Raw genomic sequence first — 20,916 nt, forward strand, 5'->3', positions numbered from 1 at the left:
GCGGCTCCTCGAGCGTCTTGAGCAGCGCGTTAAACGCCGCCGTCGTGAGCATGTGGACCTCGTCGATGATATAGATCTTGTACTTGCCACGCACCGGGGCAAAGTTGACGGAGTTGATGATTTCCTCGCGCACGTTGTCTACGCCGGTACGGCTTGCGGCATCGAGCTCGTAGACATCGGGGTGGTTGCCCTCGGCGATGAGCTCGCATTCCTCACAGGTGCCGTCGGGCATGCAGCCGCTCGCACCCTCGGCGCGCGCCGCCTCGGCATTGCGACAGAGCAGCGCCTTGGCAAGAATACGCGCCATGGTGGTCTTGCCCGTGCCGCGCGGTCCGCAGAACAGGTACGCATGGGACAGGCGCCCCTCGGTGATGGCGTGCTCGAGCGTCGAGACGATATGCTGCTGGCCCACCACGGAGTCGAAGGTGAGCGGGCGATACTTTCGGTACAACGATTCCATGGGTGCTCCCCCGGGTATACTGAGTCTTGTTGCCGCGGCGGCCATGCGGTCGCACGGCATACTGCATCCATAATAACCCGTACGGCGAGCCCGCCGCGATAGGAGTCCAAAGAGCATGGCAGACGCAGAGAGCAACCTCGTTCCCTCCGAAGCAGCCGACCAGGTCGAGGTCGCGCTCGAGGAGCAGGCCGCAGCCGACGACGGCATTCTGTACCTCAACGAGTACCAGTACGAAAACGACCTCGTCACCGACTTTGCACGCCTGGTCGCCTCGCCCAGGCGTCGCGGCTCGCTGTATGTCGCCGCGGCAATTGCCGCGCTCATCGGCATCGGCATGCTGGTGGCCGGCGGCAACTGGATCAAGTTCGGCGTCGTCCTAATCGTATTCGGCGCCTTTTTGGCCTGGTGGAGCAAAAATCTGCACCATACGCTCGCGCGCGACTTTATCGAAGCCGTCGAGGCAGACGAGTCCATGGGCGGCCGCTACCGCCGCGTCGCCGCCAACGAGGACGGCCTGATGGTCTGGGGCAAGAGCGGCAAGTCGCAGTTCTTCCCGTTTGAGAAGCTCGACCACGTACTCGACGGCGAGCGCATCTTTGTGGCCATGTTCGCCGACCAGGGCGTGACGATCCCTAAGGACACCTTTGTGCGTGGTGATGCCGAGCAGTTTGGCTCCTTCCTCAAGGCGCGCATCAACAAAAAACTCCGCATCGAGACCAAACGTAAGAAGATGAAGGCCGAAAAGGCCGCTGCCAAGGCCAAGCAGGAAAGCGAGCCTAAGAATGCAAAGGCCAAACAGCGCAAGCAGAAGAAGAACAAGAAGAAGCGCTAAGGCCAAGTCAGGCAGGCCACCTCGCCCCGCTACCTTCACCATGCACCCGAGCGTGCTACACTAGCAGCATCTATGCCACCGCGAACGGCTCGGCTCCGCGCCCGCCGCTCGCAAACGAACTTTAAACGCACGAGGGTTGGCCATGCCGCTTTTCTCGCAACATACCGCCCGGTTCTCGCCGGACGTTCCCTTGGAGGGCACCAGCTCTCGCGAGCTGCTCAAGCGGTTCCAGCCGCTCGAGACGCTCGCGACCGGCGGTTTTGGCTCCATCGAGATTTGCCGCGACACGCACCTGCGCCGTCGCGTGGCCATTAAGCGCATCCCTCTTATCAACGGTGCCGGCATGCCCGCCAGCGACATCATGGATGTCCTGCGCGAGGCGCACACTGCCGCCATGCTTCAACATCCCAATATCGTGCAGGTTATCGACTTTACGCACGATACCGTCTATGCCTACCTCGTCATGGAATATGTCGACGGCATGTCCCTAGCCGAGTTTTTACATCGCGTGGACGGCCATTCGCTTACCTTTGACGAGGCCGCGGCAATTGCCGACGCGCTGGGCCAGGCGCTCACCTTCGCCCATAGCAACGGCGTGCTCCACCTGGATATTAAGCCCGCCAACGTGCTCATCGACCACTCGGGCAACGTAAAGCTCACCGACTTTGGCATGGCGCGACTGTCGTCTGCCGGCGGCTTTGGCGGCTCGCGCGGCGGCACCATCGGCTACATGCCACCCGAGCAGCTCGACATCGAGACTGGCACGGTTGACGAGCGCGCCGATGTCTTTGCCCTCGCCTGCGTGATCTACGAGGGCCTGTGCGGCAGCGCTCCCTTTATGGCCGCCACGCCCGGCGACTCGCTCGGCCGCATCATCGGCGGTGCCACCTACCCCAGCGAGCTCATCCCGCACTTTCCCCCAGGAGCCGAGGCTGCGCTCATGAGCGCCCTCTCCCCCATGCCGCAAGACCGCCCCAGCAGCATCGAGGCATTTTGCGACCAGCTGCTCGCCGGCTTGGGCAGCGTACGCGAGGGCCGTCGCAGCCTAGAACAGATGGTGGGCGAGCTTTCGGACGACGAGTGCGCGGCAGACGGCATCGAGCCATCGGCCTATGAGGACGACACCATCGAGGTCGACCCCGCACTCGGCTGGGCCGGCACGCGCTGGAGCCACGCGCGCGATTACACGATGCGCGCCATCTCGGCGCTAACGTGTGGTGCCTTTAGCTTTCTGATCATGCAGACGGCTGGCGTCGCGGCGCTTCCCGGACTTATTGCCGCAGCCATCGCGATCGGGGCGGCCGCCGGCCTGGCCCCGCAGATTGGCTCGGCTATCTCGGCCGTGGGCTTTTTGGTACTTATGGCCAACGCCACCATGCAGGCGCAGGGCATCCTGTCGATGCTGCCCGTCGCGGTGCTCTTTGCCGCCGCCATGTCCGGTTGGTGGATCGCCTGGGGCCGCACCGAGGCCGCCGCGAGCGCCGCGCTCACCTGCGCGGTGGCACTTGGCTGTCTAACGGGCGACGCCCTCCTTGCCGCCGGGGTCGCCGCCGGCATCGCGGCCTTTTGGCTCGGCCCGGCAAGCGCCGCGGCCGCCACGGGGATGGGCGCGCTTTTTGGCCGCCTGGCTACGGTTGCGCTTTCCGCCGGAGGCGTGCTGGGGCTCGGCAATGTTGCCGCGGCGCTGGGAGACATGCTCTTCTGGGCTGCCGTCGTGCTTGTCGCGGCGACAGCTGCACTGACATCTCTGCTGCTCAACGCCCATGCCAAGCGTGCCGAGCAGGGCTCGAACCTGGCTGCAATCGCTGCCATCGCCGGCTGCGGAATAGGCACCGCGGCGTCGCTCTGTCTTGCACACCATATGGAAATTGCCAGCCTTGCGGCCGCGGTCGTCGTCAAGGCGGCGGTTGCGGGAACCCTATCCTCTATAATCGTTGGGATATGCCTATATTTGCTCGGATACCAAAGAACCTATACGGAGAGTGATCTTTCGTGAACTTCCTGAACATCTTCGAGGACCACGTGGCCGGCATCTTCGGTGCCACCCGTGCCCCGTTCTCCTTTAAGAAGCTTGCCAAGCAGGCCGCTCGCGACATGGAGGATCAGACTCTGGTGATCAACGGCGTCAACACCGCGCCGGCACTCTATACCATCCTGATCGCCGCCGACGACGATCCCATGCTCGCCCCGTTCTACCCCGAGCTTTCACGCGAAGTCCGCGAGTTTGTGAAGGCACAGGCCGAAAAGCGCCGCTATGTGTTTGTCGGCGAGCCCCTCGTTCGCTTTATGATCGACCCGCAGCTGCGTGCCGGTAAGTTCTCGGTCTTTGCCGAGAACGTCGACGCCCCCACGCTCGGTCGTCTGTACGAGGAAGAGCGTGCCTACCAGAATGGCCTGGGCCAGAACAACTCTGCCGCAAGCCGCGCCGCCAGCGCTCCCCGCGCCGGCAAGCAGCAATTCGCAGCTCCGCAGCAACAGCACCCCGCCGCCATGCCCCAGCAGCCGACGCCCCGTGCCGCCGCTCCCGACCCGCTCGCCGTGGCCGATCCCTTTGCGCCCAACGCCCCCGACCCCGCCGCCGCGCCCATCCCCGTGCCGCAGACCGTCTCTCGTGACGCCCTCGCCGGTATGGGCGGAGCCGCCGCGACCGGTGCCGCCGTGGGCCTTGGCGCCGCGGCCGGTATTGCCTCCAACATGGCGAGCACCCGCGCCCCGCAGCGCCCGCTCGCCCAGCTCGTCGATGTCGTGAGCGGCGAGAGCCACAGCATCACTTCCGCGCAGGTGACCATCGGTCGCGAGCGTTCTGTTTCGGACATCGCCCTGCGCGACCCCAACGTGTCGCGCCGCCACGCCCAGCTCACCTTTACCGGTTCGGACTGGTCGATCGAGGACCTCAATTCCACCAACGGCACGCTCGTCAACAACCGCCGCATCACGCGCTGCCCGCTGCGCAACGGCGATCTGCTGACGTTTGGCCTGAGCACCTTTGAATTTAGGGGATAGTCGCTTATGAACATCGATATCGTCCTTTTTGCAGGCCGCATCGTCCTGGTCGCCCTGCTCTACATCTTCCTGTTCGCCGTCATGAAAACCGGCGTGGGACTCGTACGCGGCCAGCGCCGCGACTCCGCTATCTGGACGATCGATGTGGACAAGGGTCCGCGCGGCATCCGTGGCATCCATGTAGACATGCTCGGCCCCGTCATCGTTGGCCGCTCGCCGTCCTCGGACATCTGCATCAACGAACCGTTTGTCTCGGCCTCGCACGCACGCTTTTCGCTGCAGGGCCCGGCACTCATCATCGAAGACCTCAACTCGCTGAACGGCACGCTCGTTAACGGCCGTCAGCTGGTGGAGCCCGCAACGCTGCGCGAGGGTGACGAGGTCCAGATTGGCGACGTGGTCATGAAGGTGAACCGTCGATGATCGACGAGGAGAACAAGTCCGCAACCATGCCCGAGACGCCGACTGCACCCGCAGTTGCGCCGGCTCATGCCGCTCCGACGCGCCCTGCGACCGTGGAGCCCGAGGACACGGTGTTCTCCCTGCCTCTTTCGCATGTAACTCAAGAATATCCGGCACTCGTCGATGACAAGGACGCCGACACCGAGCAGCTCGATGCCCCCATCGGCGCGCACGCTGCCGAGCAGCCCGCGGAACCGGAGGCAACGCCCGCACCGGCCCACTTTGCCGAGCCCGTCGCCGAGGCGATCAACGAGAGCGCTACCGTGTTTGCAGCCCCCGAGCCTGCCGCGCCGGTATTCCCCGTCGCCCCGGCAAGCGAGGCGGCACCCGCATCTGCAACGCCTGCCGAAGTCGAGCAGCCCGTTGCCGCGCCCGCCGCAGCTCCCGAGTCCTCCGCTCAACCCCAGAGCACGCCTGCGCCGTCGCACTTTGCGACGCCCGAGCCGACGGCTGCCGAGCCGCAGCAGGACGGCGATCCCGCCGACCGCGTAACCGAAGATCTCAACCTTCCGGACGTCTCCGACGTCGAGTCGGGCAACGATGCTGACACCGTCTCCCCCGGCGACACCGCCGAGATCGATGTCGCGGCCGTGGAGGCAAAGCTCAAAGATCCCGGCTCGACCATGAGCTTTGAGCCGCTGACCGACGAGCGCATCGAGACCGACTCGACCTACGACGCCGGCACCACCACGCAGCTTATGTGGGGCGCCCGCTCCGACGTCGGATGCGTACGCCCGCACAATGAGGACTCCTATCTGGTGCAGTCGCCGCTCTTTTGCGTGTGCGACGGCATGGGAGGACACGCCGCCGGCGAGGTGGCATCCTCCATCGCCGTCGAGACCATCGCCAAGACGGCGCCGCAGTCCGCCGACGCCGCGCGCCTGGCCGCAGCCGTCGAGGCCGCCAACGCAGCCGTGATCGAGGCCGCCCTCAACGGCCTGGGCAAACCCGGCATGGGATGCACGGCCACCTGCGCCTACATCGAAAACGACACGCTCGCCATCGCCCACGTGGGCGACTCGCGCGCCTACCTGCTCCACGAGGGTACGCTCATCCGCGTGACCCGCGACCACTCCTACGTGGAGGAGCTCGTGGATGCCGGCGAGATTACGGCCGACGAGGCCCGCGTCCACCCCAACCGCTCGGTCATCACCCGCGCGCTGGGCTCGGATCCCGCCATGTATGCCGACCACTTTACCCTGCACATCGAGGAAGGCGACCGCCTGATTCTGTGCTCCGACGGTCTTTCGAGCATGATTCCCGATAGCGATATCGAGAACATCGCTACGCAGTCCTCGAGCGCACAGATCTGTGTCGACAACTTGGTGGACGCGGCGCTCGCCGCCGGCGGCCACGACAATGTGACCGTGGTGGTCGTCGACCTGGTCGACGACGGCGTCATGCGCGAGGCAAAACGCGTCCGACGCCGCAATGTCACCATCGCCACCGTCTTGGCCCTTGTCTTTGTGCTGGTAGCAGGCATCTGGGCATACACGGGCGTCACTGGCTCCTATTACTTGGGAACCTACCACGGCAATGTCGCCGTCTGGCGCGGCCTGCCCGGCAAGACGCTCGGAGTCGAGCTCCACTGGCTCGAGAGCGAAACCAGCATCAAACTGTCCGACCTGCCCGAAGACACGCAAAACCGCCTGAAGGCAGGCATTCCGCAAACGAATGTCGACGATGCGCAGGACACCATTTCCAAGTACCGCCATCAGATTGACGAGGAGCAGACCCGTCAGGTGATTGACGCGCAAACGATTCGCGACAACACCGATCAGGAATCCACCTCCGAGTCAGATTCCGAGAAAACCGCCGAACAGTCAGCCGAGGCCGAAGCCTCCGATAAGAATTAGAAAGGGAGTGCCGCTTATGAGTCGCCGCAACACCGAACTGCTCTTGCTCATCGCCTCGGCGTTCCCCGTCATCCTGCTCTATGCGATGTACGTGCTCACCGCGGGCGCCACGATTTCCTTTGAGACGCTCGCCGTGCCGATCGGCCTGTTCGCCGCCTTCGCCGCGGCGCATATCGCCGTGCGCATCCTGGCGCCCGGCGCCGACCCCGCCATCCTGCCCATCGTCTTTGTGCTCTCGGGCATCGGCATCACATTCGTGACGCGCCTGGCCCCCGACCTCGCCATCTCGCAGCTCATCATCTTGTTTGTCTCGGTGGCGCTCATGGTGGGAACGCTCGCGCTGGTCAAGAACCTCGATGTGGTCATGCGCTACAAGTACACCTTCGGCATTATCGGCATCATCCTGCTGATGCTGCCGATCTTTATCGGCACCACGATCTCGGGCTCCAAGCTGTGGATTCGCATCGCGGGCTTCACCATCCAGCCTGGCGAGTTCGCCAAGGTCTTCATCGTCCTGTTCCTGGCAGGCTATCTGGCCGAGAACCGCGAGCTGCTCTCCATCTCCAACCGCAAGATCCTGGGCCTCAAGATTCCGCGCTTCCGCCTGCTGCTGCCGCTGTTTGCCGTGTGGGGCGTGTGCCTGCTCATCGTCGTCTTCGAACGCGACCTGGGCTCGGCCGTCCTGTTCTACACCATCTTTTTGCTGATGCTCTATGTTGCCACGGGACGCTTTTCGTACGTCATCATCGGCCTTGCGCTGCTGGCCGTTGGAGCCGTGGGCGCCTACAAGTTCCTGTCGCACGTGCAGGTGCGCTTTCAGGTCTGGGTCGATCCGTTTAAGGACGCCCAGGGCCAAGGCTACCAGATCGTACAGTCACTTTACTCGCTGGCTGACGGCGGCCTGGTTGGCGTCGGCATTGGCAACGGCATGGCAAACAACATCCCCGTCGTCGAGTCCGACTTTATCTTCTCGGCCATCGGCGAGGAAATGGGCCTTTTGGGCGGCGGCGCCGTGCTCATCCTGTTTATGCTTTTTGCCGTGCGTGGCCTCACCACGGCCGCCCGCGCCAAGTCCGACCTTGCCGCCTTTAGCGCGACCGGCCTTACGGCGGCCATCAGCTTCCAGGCATTCTTAATCGTTGGCGGCGTAACCCGCTTGATTCCGCTGACCGGCGTCACCCTGCCCTTTATGAGCCAGGGCGGCTCCTCGCTGCTGGCGAGCTTTATCATCGTCGCGCTGCTGCTGCGCGCCGGCGACGAGGCAACCGGACGCGAAGCCGAGCTCACCGGCACCGGCACCATGGCCGCCATCACCGATGACCAGGTCGCATCCGCCGCTGCCCCGACCGGTACGCGTTTTGCCAGCGCACCTTCCTACAGCCACGGCAACCACTCCGCGGGTTCTCGCATGCGACGTCGCCTGCTCGACACGCCAGAGTCCGGCGTGCTCGGCCGCGTTGCACTTGCCAACCGTCTGACTCGTGCCGTGTTTGCCTTTACGGCGCTGTTCGCCATCCTTATCGGCAACCTCACCTATGTCCAGGTCATCAAGGCGAAGGATTACCAGGACATGCCGACCAACAACCACACCATCGCCCGCTCCAAGTACATCCAGCGTGGCTCTATCATCACGTCCGACGGCGTGACACTAGCCGAGTCGCTGCAACAGGAGGACGGCACCTACGCCCGTTCCTACCCCAACGGCAACATGGCCGCGCACGTAGTGGGCTACGTGAGCCAGCAATACGGCACCGCCGGCATCGAGAGCGTCATGAACGATACGCTCACCGGCTCCAAGGATTACTCCAGCTGGAACAACGCCATCGCGTCGCTCGCGGGACAGACCCAGCCGGGCAATACCGCCAAGCTCACCATCGACTCGCGCATCCAGACGGCTGCCGAGCAGGCGCTCAAGGGCTTTAAGGGCGCTGTGGTGGTCATGGATCCGCGCACCGGTGCGGTCCTTGCGTGTGCGAGCTCGCCCACCTACGACAACACCAACATCGATGCGCTGCTCCAGTCGGGCGGCGGCGAGGACGGCTCCATGTACGACCGTGCCATGGACGCGCTGTACACCCCGGGCTCGACCTTTAAGGTCGTCACACTCTCCGCGGCGCTCGAAACCGGCACCGCCAGCCTTACCAGCACGTACCAGGCGCCCGGCTCCATGGACATCGGCAACGCGCCGGTCACCAACTCTGCCAACGAGAGCTACGGCACCATCAGCCTGCAGCAGGCCTTCGCCGTGTCGTCCAACGTCGTCTTTGGCCAGGTGGCCAACGAGGTCGGTGCCAGCTCGCTCGTCCAGTTTGCCAATGCCTTTGGCTACGGTCAAAAGCTCGGTCAGGATCTGACCACCGCGGCTTCCATCATGGCCGACCCGTCGCTTATGACCGAGTGGGAGACCGCTTGGGCAGGCGCCGGCCAGCCCGTCGGCATGGACCACACGCCTGGCCCGCAGACCACCGTTATGCAGAATTGCGTGATCGCTGCCGCTATCGCCAACAGCGGCGTGGTCATGGACCCGTTCTTTGTGTCACAGATACTCGCCCCGGACGGGACCGTGGTTAAGACCACGCAGTCCCGCTCGCTGGGCCAGGCTGTCAGCTCTGCCACGGCCGACCAGGTTAAGCAGGCCATGCTCGCCGTCGTCCAGTCCGGTACCGGCACCGATGCCCAGATTCCGGGCGTCAAGGTTGCCGGCAAGACCGGTTCGGCCGAGACCGGCGGCACCAACGTCAACTCTATGTTTGTTGGCTTTGCACCTTACGATTCACCCACGGTTGCCATCTCGGTGGCCTTGGAGGATTACGACAAACACGATGTCGAGGCGGCCAAGATTGCCGGCATCGTCCTGACCGCGGCGCTCGCCGCACAGGGAGCGTGATGCCCATGATCAAAGCGGATACTTATGGCGCGCCGCGGCCGATGAGCTAGCGGCAACGCTCCACACGGCCCCAGCGGCCACACATTTGGTACTACACACATCGTTGAGCGAATAGTTATGTTAGGAGCAGGAATGGAACAGAGGGTCCTCGGGGGAAGATACCTCCTCAAGGATAAGGTGGGAACGGGCGGTATGGCGACCGTCTTCCGTGCACAGGATCAGGTCCTCGACCGCACGGTTGCCGTCAAGATCATGCTGCCGCAGTATGCCGGCGATGCCACCTTCGCCGCCCGCTTTAAGCAGGAGGCCCAGGCAGCTGCCGGCCTGTCCTCCCCCTATATCGTGGGCGTCTACGACTGGGGCAAGGACGGCGACACCTATTACATCGTCATGGAGTACCTGCGCGGTACCGACCTTAAGAGCGGCATCAAGAGCCACGGCGCCCTCGATCCCAAGAAGGTCGCGCAGATCGGCTCGCAGATCAGCTCCGCGCTTTCGGTCGCACACAAGCACGAGATCATCCACCGCGACATTAAGCCGCAAAACATCATGGTGCTGCCCGACGGCAACATCAAGGTCATGGATTTTGGCATCGCACGCGCCAAGAACAGCCACCTCACGCAGGATAACAACGTGCTGGGCACCGCCCACTATGTAAGCCCCGAGCAGACCCGCGGCCAGGACCTCGGCCCCACCTCGGATATCTACTCGCTGGGTGTCGTCATGTACGAGTGTGCCACCGGCCGCGTACCCTTTGACGGCGACGACGCCATCTCGGTCGCGCTCAAGCAGGTCAATGAGCTCCCCATCCCTCCGAGCCAGATCAACTCCGGCGTCGATGCCGACCTGGAGCGCATTATCCTCAAGTGCATGGAGAAGGACCCGGCAAACCGCTTCCAGACGGCCGACGAGCTGCGCCAGGTACTCAACAGCTACCTGTCCGGCCGTGCCGTCAATGTCTCGGAGCCCACGCGCATCATCGGTGCCGCCGGCGACCTGGGTGCCACCAAGACCCGCGAGCTTTCCGACTCAACGCGCGCTATGGTTCGTCCCGTCTCGGGCGTGAGCGGTCAGAATACCGCCCGTAGCGCTGTCTCGGGCTCCACGGGCTCCTACGAGGTCGAGAAGCCTAAGTCCAACAAGAACAAGATCATCGCCGCCGTGATTGCCGCCGTCGCCGTGATTGGCGTGGTGGTGGCCTTTGCCACGGGCATGTTCAGTGGCGAACAGGTCACGGTGCCCGACGTGCTTGGCAAGGACCAGGAGACCGCTATTGAGCTGATCAAGGAAGCCGGCCTTGAGGTTGGCACCGTCGACCAAAGCTACAACGACGATGTCGACGAGGGAAAGGTCGCCGAGCAGACCCCCAACGGCAACACCAAGAAGGCCAAGGGCACGAGGGTGAACCTGGTAATCTCCAAGGGCCCTAAGCCCTCCGAGAAGGTTGAGGTTCCGCAGCTCCTCGGCCTGACCAAGGACCAGGCCGAGGCCGCACTGGCAAGCGTGGGCCTGAAGGGCAGCGCTTCGGAGGAAGCCAATGAGGCCGAAGAGGGCCAGGTCTTTGAGCAGAGCACTGCTGCCGGCAAGGAGGTCGAGAAGGGCACGACTATCTCGTACAAGGTCTCTGGCGGCCCGGACACCACCTCGGTGCCCGATCTGACCGACATGACCGAGGCCCAGGCGCGCAACGCTCTCGACATGGCTGGCTTTGGCGTCGACGTGAGCTACCAGGAAAACGACTCGGTTACCGAGGGCACCGTAATTAGCTGGAACCCCAGCGGCAAGCAGAAGCCCGGTGCCACGATCACCGTCGTCATCGCCAAGAAGTCCGGCAAGGCCAGCGTCCCGGGCAACCTGTACGGCAAGAGCATCTCCGCCGCCGTCACCGCGCTCAACAACGCCGGTTTCTACAACATCGCATTCTGCGATCAGAACGGCAACCCCGTGAGCGGCAACGAAAACGCCACCGTCACGGGCGTCTCCCCCACCGGCAAGCAGTCCACCGACAGCACGATCACGCTGACGGTTTCGCTTTCTGGCTCTGCCTCGGGTGACGATTCCGACACGACGACTAACTAGTCGACAACCCATCACCTGCAGCGGCTATGGCCGCAAACATATTCGCTCAACGGCGCCCGCTTGCTCCCCAGCAAGCGGGCGCGTTATTTATCGACAGGCCAGGGCTCCATAGCAACGCAAAGAGGCCCGCAAAAGCGAGCCTCTCAGGTAACAACAGATATGTGATGCAGTAATTACTAGCCGCAGAACTTCACCATGGTCTCGACCATGGACTCTTGCCTATAGACAAAATGTCCAGAAGCAAGGAGATGAAAGAGTAAGGACAACGCCCTCTAAAAGAAGGCCGTATATGAAGATTGCATATCCCTTTTGCCTTCATATACTCAAGAAGCACCCCTCGAAGCGCTCCTGAGAGGCCCCCTTGGATGCAACCCAGGGGATCCAGATTCTGGTAGACATCGGCACAGCAAAATCCTGCCGCGCAGGCACGAACGGACATCTTGACTCCCAACGCAATGCGGGGCGCCCCAAGACACCCCGCCACGACAAAAAACTAGTTCTCGTAGACCAGCGGGTGGCCCCAACTGCCCTCGATCTTGCAGGTCTGCGCTGCAAAACCGGCAGCGAAGTCCAAGCTCTCGCGAATTGCGGCCTCGCCGCACTCGCCGGCCTTCTTCTTGGAAAGATAGGTGACCAAAAACGCCGTCAGCAGTGAATCGCCGGCCGCCATAGCGTCTTTGAGCTCCTCGGGCGCCACGGGCTTGATGCCCTGCTCGTAGAAGTTTTCGCCGTCATAGGCGACGGAGCCCTTGCTCCCGCGCGACGCGCATACGATTTGAGGGCCAAGGGCCTTCACCCACTCGAGCTTCGCCTTGATATCCTCCAGGGAAGCGTCGCCCATGGACATAAAGGCGTACGTCACAAATGGCGCAATCTGCTCGAAGTACTCGTCGGTGGAGTCATCGGAGAAGTCGAAGCTGATAGGCACGCCGGCAGCCTTGATCTTGGGGAGCTCGCGCTCGGTGAAGCAGTAGTTGCCGCTGTGCACCAAATCGAAGCCGCTGACGTACTCGGCGGCGAAGCGGTCTATCACGTAGCGCATGTCGCCACGTATGCCGCCTTCATTGGAGCCCAGGAAGATACGGTCCCCGGTCTCGTCAACGGTCACGCGAGCGGCGCCGTTGACGCCCAGGACCTGCTGGCAGCGAAGAAGCTCGACGCCCTCGTCCTCGAGCGATGCTATAACGTGCTCGGCCTCCTCATCTGATCCGAAGATTCCCATGTAGGCGCTGCGATCGACGCCGAGCTTCTTGGCGAAGACGGCGAAGTTAACTGCATTGCCGCCGGGATACATGGTCTTGATGTGCTCGTACTTATCGACAACGTTGTCTCCAAAGCCAAGCACGCTTATAGGATAGGCTGCCATGGTTATCTCCATTCAGGTAAACCGCCGTGGTTACGGCGAGCAGACGGGGCGCGAGGGATTCGCACGTCTCAACGCGCCTCGCGCCCCGTTTTAAAATCGCTAGTACTTCTCGATGCCCATGTAACGACGCACGTCCGGGTGATGGTCGAACACCTTGCCGCGAGCGGAGCGCAGCTCACAGTTCATCGCGTAGAACAGGATTGGATCAAGGAACGCGCGAACGCTCGCCGGTACTTGGTCCATGCCGTACTCCATGGCGTCGAGCACCATAAGAGTGTCGGTATGGGTCTCGAGGAATGCGAGGGCGCGCTCATCCATGGCTCGGCACTCACTAGAAGACATCTGCAGGAAGTAGAAGACTCCGGGCTCGGTCACCTCGAAGGGGCCGTGGAAGTACTCGCCGGAGTGGATATAGGCGCAGCTCTGCCACTGCATCTCCATAAGCGAGCAGATAGCGAAGCCATAGGCCTGGCTAAACACGGGACCGGACCCCAAGATATACAGGAACTTGTGGTCCTGGCACAGGGCGGCAAAACGGTCGCAGAGTTCGGCGTTGACCTTCTCGCGAGCTGCAGGCAGGATCTGGTCCATCTTGGCGATGCCTTCGTACATGTCGGCAAGGTCGGCATAACCTTCCTGCTGATCCAGGAGCTCGGAAGCGAGAGCCAAAGAGATGCCGGCGGGCACCTCCGCCTGCGGAACTCCCTCGCCCCACGGATATACCCAGCACGTCCACTCACCGTTATCGATGCCGGAACCCGCGTTGTCCGTCTGCACGATAACGGTCGCGCCCGCCGCCTTGGCGATCGAGCACGCATCGATTACCTCGGGGGTGTTGCCGGAGTGGCTGCAAGCGATGACAAGGGACTTTTCGCCCAGGCGCTTGGGACGCATGATATCGAACTCGCGGGCGGTATACGCCTCGCTGGCAAACGTAGTCGCCTCGCGCTTGAGCAGCTCGTGGGCGGGCAGCAGGTCGATGAGGGAGCCGCCGCAGACAACCCAGAAGACGCTATCGAAACCGCCCTTTTCAGCGATTGCGTCGGCGATAAGATCATGTGCGTTCATTGTTATTCTTCCTTTCGATACGGCGGACGAATCCGCCAACGTTTACTGCGAGTCTTCTCGTCAAGCGTGTTGACTTCCCCACGCGAATGGGAGCTACGCGCTAGTCGACAAAATACCTCTCGAAGGCGTCCATGTTGTGCCGGTCCGCTGCTGCGGGATCATCGAAATACCTTCCATCGGTGATCTCCTGACCAAGATAGCCCTCGAACCCATGCGCGTTGAGGACGCGTACGAAATCGTCCATACTGTGCTTTCCATCGCCCCAAACCAGATGGCCATATGGGTCGCCATCAATGAAGCGCATGTTCCTTATGGCACCATCGCCAAACTCAGCAAACCACTCTTCAAGGCTCTCGCCGGCGACTCCCATAGCGGTAGTGTCCACCATTGGAGTAAGGTGCGGGCTGGCTACTTGGTCAAGCATGCGCCTGGCGTCCGCGAGTGTAACCACCAAGTTGCTCTCTTCCGGCCTCAGGCTCTCCATGCAGAGGGTCACGCCGTGCTCGCCGGCATAGTCCGCAAGAATCGCCAAGTGCTCGGCAGAGCGCTTCCAAGCCTCCTCGCGGTCCTCGTCCCAATCGCCCCAACCGGAGTTGATGGACATATACGGGGCGCCGAGCACCTCGGCGAGCTCGATGCCGTGCTTAAAGTAAGCGAGGCTCCGCTGCGCGTGGAGGGGCTTTCTGGCAGCGTACTGCCACGGATACACCACGTTCTCCGGACACAGGGAGCTCACGGAGAGTCCGCGGGACTCGATCTTGCGACGAAGCTCGTCGGCCTCGAAATACCCCGTGTGGTCCAGCGTCACGTGCGGCTCGGCCGCCCAAAGCTCGATGGTTTTGAAGCCAAGGCGCTGCTGAGCATCAAGGAAGTAATCGAGCGACCACATGATGTAGTGAATGTTCATGCCGGCGACCTGCTCGCGACGCAGACGGGGTGTGGAAGCGCTTAAATCCATGCTGGGCACCTCCTACATCGGCAGTAGGCCGGAGATCACAGTCGCGACCAATCCGAACAGAACCATGAAGATAAAGAACTTCCAGATGGTCTTCCACCATTGCCCGAAGGAGATCTTCGCCACGGCAAGACCCGCGACGGTCATGCCCGCAACGGGGCTGATGGTGTTGACGGTCTGGTTCGCGAACTGCAGAGCGGTGACGGCAGCCCCGGGATTGAGGCCCATAAGCTCGGTCAGCGGGCCCATGACGGGCATGGTGAGTGCAGCGAGGCCGGAGCTGGAAGGAACCAGCAGCGAAAGCAGGCCGAGGACGATGTACATGAAGGTGGTATAGATGAAGGACGGAGCGCCCGCAAGGAGTCCGACGAGCCAGTTAAGAATAGAGTCGATGATCATTCCGCCCTCTGCGACGACCAGGATGCCGCGGGCGATGCCGATGATGCAGGCTGCGTAGGCGAAGTCGGCGATTCCGCGGACGAACTCCTCCGCAATGGTCTTCTCGTCCAGGCCGCCGAGTATGCCGGCAAGAAGGCCCATGGCCAGGAACACCATGGAGATCTCGTCCATATACCAGCCCTGGGTAACGAGGCCCCACACGATAACGCCCATGCCGACCGCGAAATCAATGAGGACGAGCTTGTGGCGAAGCGTGAACTCCTCTTCGATAGAGGCATCGGTGACAGAGAACTCGATGCGCTTCTGCTTATCGTCCTCATAGGTGATGGAGGACTTGGGATCGAGCTTGACGCGGCGCGCGTAGCGCATGGCCCAGAAAATGCCCGCGGCGGTGAAGATGACCCACAGGATGGCGCGGAGCCAAAGCTGGGGATTTCCCTCGATGCCGATAACGCCCTGGGCGATCAGCACGTTGAAAGGATCAATAGTGGATGCGCAGTAACCAAGGTTGGGGCCGAGGAAGCAGATGATGAACGCGGTCATGGAGTCATACCCGATGCTCAGCATGATGGGGATGAAGATCGCGTAGAACGGCAGCGCCTCCTCGGACATGCCGAACGTGGTGCCGCAGATCGAGAGCAGGATCATGGAGATGGGGATGATCAAGATGTCCTTGTTCTTCAGCTTCTTGATCACGCGGCTCATGCCGGCGTTTAGGGCGTTGGTCTTGGTGACGATGGCGAACGATCCGCCGATCAGCAGGACGAACGCGACGACATCGGCCGCAGCCTGAATGCCCTTGGCGGGAGCCTGCAGGACGGCATCGATGCCCTGTCGCAGATCGACGGTCTCCCCCGTCTCCGAATCGGTGTAGACCTTGTCGACCTCTTGGTACGTTCCGGCTACGGCGACTTCTCGCTCGCCCGCGGCCGTCTGAATGGTCTGGCGGTCGAACTGACCCGATGGGACGATCCATGTGAGCACCGCGAAGAACACGATCAGCATGAACGCGATGGTGTACACATGGGGAAGCTGGAGATGGAATCTGCGCTTGGCTTCTCCTGTTTGGCATCCGGCATTCTTAACCTCCTGCCAGAGCAACGATGCTTGCCAAAAATCCTTCACGTATAGGCAAACATCTTAGGTTGTTCTATGTATAACCTGCATGAAGGCGTCGGTCAAGAAACATATTAGGTTGTTCTATAAGTGGTAACTTTTACGCGCTAAACGGACCTGCCGCGGCAATACGAGAACAGCGCTGTGTGAGACAGAGCCGCTAGATATCGAAGCTGTAGCGCGAACCCACGTAGTACTGTCTGCCATAGCAGAAGCGCTCTCCGTTGGAATCGAGAAAGCCCGCGTTCATGAAGAACAGCGGCTCCCCTACTGGGACCTTGAGCTCGCGGGCGGCATCAATTCCCGCACGGGCGATCTCCAGCCTGCAGGGATCGGACGAGCAGGGATACCTACCCGTACGCTCCCCCACGGCCTCGAATATCGAACAATTGGAGAGACCGATATCTTTGAGAAATTCGAATCCATCGACAGGATAGTAGTTGTTCTCGAACAGGACCGGCACGCCGTCTGCGGTACGCACGCGTGAGACCAAGATGAGGTCAGAGCCTTCATCCAAGCCAAAGAAAGAAGCGAGGTCGCGATCGGCGGCAACGGTCTTGCGGGCAACGACGCGAGCGCCCGCCTTCATGCCGTTTTCAGCGCATGCTTGGGTAAAACTCTGAACATCGTCCTTCTGATGCACCTTGCGAATTATCTTTGTCGCGGTCACAAACGTACCACGCCCCTGCCGCTTGGTGAGATACCCCTCGCCCACAAGCTCCTCTATTGCGCGGCGAACCGTGACCCTTCCCACGCCGTACATCTTAGAAAGCTCAAGTTCCGTTGGAATCTGCGAGTCAACGGGATATGTCCCCTGTTCGATATCGCTCTTAAGCAAATCGAGCACCTGTTGATACAGCGGGGCGGAAGAGCCCCCATCCAGATGCGCATCCACAAAAACTCTCCCTTTAAGGCGTTCGCGATCTCAACGACTCCATTCTACCGCACACGGAAAAATGAGGTTAAACACATAGGGGCCCTGCATGTTTGAGCGTATCGGGAATCTGGTCGCTGATTTCGTCCGCATTTGCTTGCGAAAAACCAAAACGCTCCTCGCGCTTGGCGAACACGGTGAGGCCCGCCGCCTTGCACGCAGCGATCGATGATGCTCGTGTGATGTTGGCTTCCTTCCTTTGCTTGCGAGGCGCGTCACTCGTCCTGCTGAGCCGCGGGCCCATCGTTCGGCGTGGCCTGCCTGCGCGGGGCATGCCGGGAATTGATGTAGTCGTATGCGTAGGCGATCTCCGTGACGGGGACCTCCACGTGGTAATGGGCGGAAATGTCAGAGAAGCTCGTGCGGAATGCCTCGACGAAATCGTTGTGTTCATTGGCGAAGCGCTGCTCGTCTGCGTAGTTCTCGATGGGGCTTCTGGTCACGAGGCGCTCCACGAGACAACACAGGTGCACGTAGAGCCCCATGCTCACACGAGCGCCAATCACGTCTCCGGTGAGCTGCTGGAGCCGCTCTGCGGCACTCTCGATTTCGCCGAAGAGCTTGTTGGGGTTAAGGATTGTGATGGACTCGACCACGTTCCTGAGGGTCATGTTCTTGACGAGATTCTGGTGGAACGTGCGCAAGCTGTCAGCGTCGAGCAAGCGTGCGAAGGCGCGGTCTATCTGGGCCGTTCCTTCGCCGGCGATGAGTTCCTCGAGCGAAATGAACGGGACTCCGTCGGCGTGCGGATTGTCCGTGCCGATGACCGAGCGCACGTTGTACTGGGAGAAGGCGGCATCCTCAGATCCGTTATTGGCGAGCTGCCGCCAGTCAACGGCGACAAGCCGCGCGGGGGACTCGCCAGGCAGGCTCTGCGCCACGAGATCGCGGATCCGCGCAGCTGCGTCAAGTCCGCCTTCGGAGCAGAAGACAATCGCGTCCGGTCGGGCGTTGCGCGCCACGATGTGATAATTACAGGTGCAAGCTGCCGCAGCATCGTCGAGAACCTCTCGCACGGAGCGACCCGCGATAAGTCCGGCGCCAACCTCCACCGCAAGGCCGGTAGAGGCGTTGTTTATGATGCCGAGCGTCATGCCGGAGGTGGATTCCAGACTCTTATAAATATCCTGGAGCGATCCCATGTCCACGAGGATGACGACCTCGTCTGCGTAGGAGAAGCGGTCGATGATTTGCTGAAGAGGAACAGCGACGTCCGTAACCTTCTGGTCGTAGGGCATGTCGATGGCCTCGAAGACCCTCGTGTCAAGAATCCGATTGGCGGCGTCGGCGATGCTCGTGGCGGTCGAGTAGCCATGACTGAGGACGATACCGACGCTCCGACGACGCTTAGACGGGTCGAGTGCGAGTGCCGCATGCGCAAGGACGAGCAGACACGTGAGATCGTCGAGTGCGATGCCGAGCGTGGCCTTGAGTTCATCAGCGATGCAGGCGCAGACAGTAACGGCAAAGCGGTTGCGCTGGGCCACGACGCCGCGCATGCCGGAAAGCTCGCTTGCATGGGAGCTCTTCCAACGCGAGAGGCTTGCGGGCGGCCACAGCTGGAGGCAGATGCCCTGGGCGATTAGATGCGAGCTCTTTCGGGACAAATCGATCGAGTAGAGTTCGTTCACGGAAGTGACGACGCTGTCGGCGATCTGCTCGTATGCGTCGGACTTCGAGCGGCCCGGGTTTTGCCCGAACGCCAGGTAGTCCTCGAGGTCGCGGGCTCGCTCCACCAGCTGAGCGCTGCACGCGCCCCCATCAAGCGTGCCTTCGCGATAGCTCTCGTATGGCTCCAGCATGGCGTCGAGTACATGCCGTGCGCGGTCGTCCGCCTGGCTTTGGATGCTCCGGGTGGTGTCGATGAGCTGCATGTCGTTCTCGCTGCGCTCGAGTGCGGAGCCGGCAAGGATTGCGGAGGGAAGCTGGTAGGTGCGAATCTCCAGGCTGTCACCCTTCGTGTCTAGATAGGCCTCGGCGCAACAGTTGGTGATGCAGTCGCGCAGGCCGCGTACGTTCTCCTCGAAGTTGGTGCCGGCGAGGGCTCGGAAGGCTCCGCGACTTATGAGGATGTCGCGTCCTATGCGTCGGCCCTCCTCCTTGAGGAAGTGGAGAGTCAGTTCCTCACGCTCCTCCTGGGTGCGCTCGCGCAGAGACGGCACCTGGGCGGACATGGGGATGCGACGCGTGAGGCTGCGGCACTCGGTACTGTCTGCCTCGTTTGAGGTGGCAAAGATAAGGCGCACAGCAGGGGCTGGCACAATGGCGCCCGCCTGTGCGGAGGCCCACTCCAAGAGCGCGTCCTGGGCAGCGGGTGAGAGGGCGTCGACGTCCTTGAGATAAACGATGCCGCCGCTCGCCCGATCTGCAGGCCCGCCATCTGCGCACAGGTCGTGAGTGAGCGCGCGGGCATCGTCTGCGTAATGCGAGCAGTCGATGCTCACAAGCTTGGCTTCCTACTGCAGAACGCCGACGTTCTTGCCGTATTCGAGGGCAAGTTCGGCGAGTAGACCCTTGCCGGTTCCCGAGGCGCCACAGAGCAGGATGGGCAGGCCAGCTGGCGGGTACTTGAGCGCGGCGCAGAGCTGGCTGATGCAGGGCGCAAGGCTCAGCTCGTGACCGATTGCGCGGTCGAAGTCGAGTCGCTCGCCGTTTCCGAGCGTGGCGAAGAGCTGCTCGACCGAAGGGTAGGTGCTACGCTCAATGCGAGACTGGAAGAAGCGTTCGAGGGAGCGGCGGTGGAAGTAGCACACCGGTCGTGCCCCTGCTTTCACCACGAGGCCAGCGCGCACGAGCTCGTTGAGATACTGACTTGCCAGGCTGCGCGAGATGGCGAGCGAGTCGGTTATAGATGCCGTGGTGAAGTGGTCGAGACGGTTCTGGATGCGCCCGCCCCGCGTGCTGCCAAGCTCGCTCGTGATGCGATCGAGGTAGGCAAGCAGGTCTTTCTGTGTCTCGGGGATGTTCATGCGGCTGGTCCTCCTTTCGTCCCACACCTTACTGGCGGGGTGGTGCTCGGGACGGGTTGGCGCCCGCGTTTTGTCACGGGCACGTGAACTTCGGCACTCCATGATACATCTGTAGTGGCATATGGCGACTTCTCGACACCTGCGCTCGACACAGCGAGCGGCAACAGCGCTGTCCGCCGAGCGCCTCACGGGCGTATCCCAACCGTAGGAGTGCGCTTTGCCACCTTTGACTGCCTCCCTGTCGGCAAGCGGCTCGCCGTTCGCTCCGTCTCTGACCACATCGCTCGAATCGACTCTGCCGCCGGCGCTGTGGTGGCCGTCGTGCCCGCAAAGGTCATCAAGCAGGCCGACGAGGTCACCGCGGGCAAGGTCTCCCTCGTCGACGCACTCAGGAATCTGTAGGCGAGGCCCCTAAGGCCGCCTCGCTGTCGGCAGCCCGGGGCCATGTGCCATCAGGGCACAGGACGAGTCCGGTCGCCGGAATGCGGCCGGACCCGTTGTTCGCGTGTTTTGCTGGGGGAGTCGCTGTG

16 protein-coding genes are annotated in these 20,916 nt (G+C 62.2%); 8 read left to right on the plus strand and 8 right to left on the minus strand.

Annotated elements, in window-relative coordinates:
• Nucleotides 1-460: AAA family ATPase (locus tag ABHR76_RS05530; RefSeq protein WP_346977013.1), on the minus strand; the 460-nt coding region annotated here is incomplete at its 3' end.
• A 115-nt stretch (nucleotides 461-575) separates the two neighbouring features.
• On the opposite strand from ABHR76_RS05530, the gene ABHR76_RS05535 reads away from it, so the two are divergent.
• The 7 genes from ABHR76_RS05535 (at nucleotide 576) to pknB (ending at nucleotide 11,579) form a co-directional block, all read left to right on the plus strand.
• Complete coding sequence (locus ABHR76_RS05535) at nucleotides 576-1,292, plus strand: hypothetical protein (RefSeq protein WP_346977014.1); 717 nt, start codon at nucleotides 576-578, stop codon at nucleotides 1,290-1,292.
• A gap of 142 nt (nucleotides 1,293-1,434) precedes the next feature.
• Nucleotides 1,435-3,288, plus strand: coding sequence for a serine/threonine-protein kinase (locus ABHR76_RS05540; protein WP_346977015.1), 1,854 nt, complete (start codon nucleotides 1,435-1,437; stop codon nucleotides 3,286-3,288).
• Nucleotides 3,285-4,295: an FhaA domain-containing protein gene (locus tag ABHR76_RS05545; protein WP_271730025.1), complete on the plus strand. Its 1,011-nt coding sequence runs from the start codon at nucleotides 3,285-3,287 to the stop codon at nucleotides 4,293-4,295. Before ABHR76_RS05540 ends, ABHR76_RS05545 begins: the two co-directional genes overlap by 4 nt.
• A 6-nt stretch (nucleotides 4,296-4,301) precedes the next feature.
• Nucleotides 4,302-4,718 (plus strand): FHA domain-containing protein, encoded by a 417-nt coding sequence (locus ABHR76_RS05550; protein WP_006235180.1) that lies wholly within the window; start codon nucleotides 4,302-4,304, stop codon nucleotides 4,716-4,718.
• Nucleotides 4,715-6,613: a Stp1/IreP family PP2C-type Ser/Thr phosphatase gene (locus ABHR76_RS05555; RefSeq protein ID WP_346977016.1), complete on the plus strand. Its 1,899-nt coding sequence runs from the start codon at nucleotides 4,715-4,717 to the stop codon at nucleotides 6,611-6,613. The genes ABHR76_RS05550 and ABHR76_RS05555 overlap by 4 nt, the downstream gene beginning before the upstream one ends.
• 16 nt (nucleotides 6,614-6,629) lie before the next feature.
• Nucleotides 6,630-9,500, plus strand: a complete 2,871-nt coding sequence (locus ABHR76_RS05560) for an FtsW/RodA/SpoVE family cell cycle protein (protein WP_346977017.1) — start codon at nucleotides 6,630-6,632, stop codon at nucleotides 9,498-9,500.
• Nucleotides 9,501-9,632: 132 nt separating this feature from the next.
• Nucleotides 9,633-11,579, plus strand: a complete 1,947-nt coding sequence (gene pknB, locus ABHR76_RS05565; protein WP_271746827.1) for a Stk1 family PASTA domain-containing Ser/Thr kinase — start codon at nucleotides 9,633-9,635, stop codon at nucleotides 11,577-11,579.
• A 493-nt stretch (nucleotides 11,580-12,072) separates the two neighbouring features.
• Here pknB and ABHR76_RS05570 read toward each other — a convergent pair whose 3' ends face one another.
• The 7 genes from ABHR76_RS05570 to ABHR76_RS05600 all read right to left on the minus strand — a co-directional run bounded on the left by ABHR76_RS05570 (nucleotide 12,073) and on the right by ABHR76_RS05600 (nucleotide 20,386).
• Nucleotides 12,073-12,945 (minus strand): PfkB family carbohydrate kinase, encoded by an 873-nt coding sequence (locus ABHR76_RS05570; RefSeq protein ID WP_195568642.1) that lies wholly within the window; start codon nucleotides 12,943-12,945, stop codon nucleotides 12,073-12,075.
• Between the two features lie 99 nt (nucleotides 12,946-13,044).
• Nucleotides 13,045-14,013: an SIS domain-containing protein gene (locus tag ABHR76_RS05575; RefSeq protein WP_346977018.1), complete on the minus strand. Its 969-nt coding sequence runs from the start codon at nucleotides 14,011-14,013 to the stop codon at nucleotides 13,045-13,047.
• A gap of 100 nt (nucleotides 14,014-14,113) precedes the next feature.
• On the minus strand, nucleotides 14,114-14,971 hold the full coding sequence (locus ABHR76_RS05580) for a sugar phosphate isomerase/epimerase family protein (protein WP_118080253.1): 858 nt from the start codon (nucleotides 14,969-14,971) through the stop codon (nucleotides 14,114-14,116).
• A 12-nt stretch (nucleotides 14,972-14,983) separates the two neighbouring features.
• Complete coding sequence (locus ABHR76_RS05585) at nucleotides 14,984-16,390, minus strand: YfcC family protein (protein ID WP_346977019.1); 1,407 nt, start codon at nucleotides 16,388-16,390, stop codon at nucleotides 14,984-14,986.
• A 253-nt stretch (nucleotides 16,391-16,643) separates the two neighbouring features.
• Nucleotides 16,644-17,378, minus strand: a complete 735-nt coding sequence (locus ABHR76_RS05590; protein WP_118080248.1) for a GntR family transcriptional regulator — start codon at nucleotides 17,376-17,378, stop codon at nucleotides 16,644-16,646.
• A gap of 254 nt (nucleotides 17,379-17,632) precedes the next feature.
• Nucleotides 17,633-19,861 carry a PTS sugar transporter subunit IIA domain-containing protein gene (locus ABHR76_RS05595; RefSeq protein ID WP_346977020.1) on the minus strand — a complete coding sequence of 743 codons (2,229 nt, stop codon included), beginning with the start codon at nucleotides 19,859-19,861 and terminating at the stop codon, nucleotides 17,633-17,635.
• A 12-nt stretch (nucleotides 19,862-19,873) separates the two neighbouring features.
• A complete protein-coding gene (locus tag ABHR76_RS05600) occupies nucleotides 19,874-20,386 on the minus strand; it encodes a hypothetical protein (RefSeq protein ID WP_346977021.1) in 513 nt (170 codons plus the stop codon).
• 114 nt (nucleotides 20,387-20,500) lie between these two features.
• On the opposite strand from ABHR76_RS05600, the gene ABHR76_RS05605 reads away from it, so the two are divergent.
• Entirely contained in the window at nucleotides 20,501-20,788 is a 288-nt protein-coding gene (locus ABHR76_RS05605) for a hypothetical protein (RefSeq protein WP_199574332.1), read from the plus strand.
• Nucleotides 20,789-20,916: the final 128 nt, after the last annotated feature.

It is taken from the genome of Collinsella aerofaciens, assembly GCF_039752985.1.
In the GTDB taxonomy this organism is placed as follows: Bacteria; Actinomycetota; Coriobacteriia; order Coriobacteriales; family Coriobacteriaceae; genus Collinsella; species Collinsella aerofaciens_BT.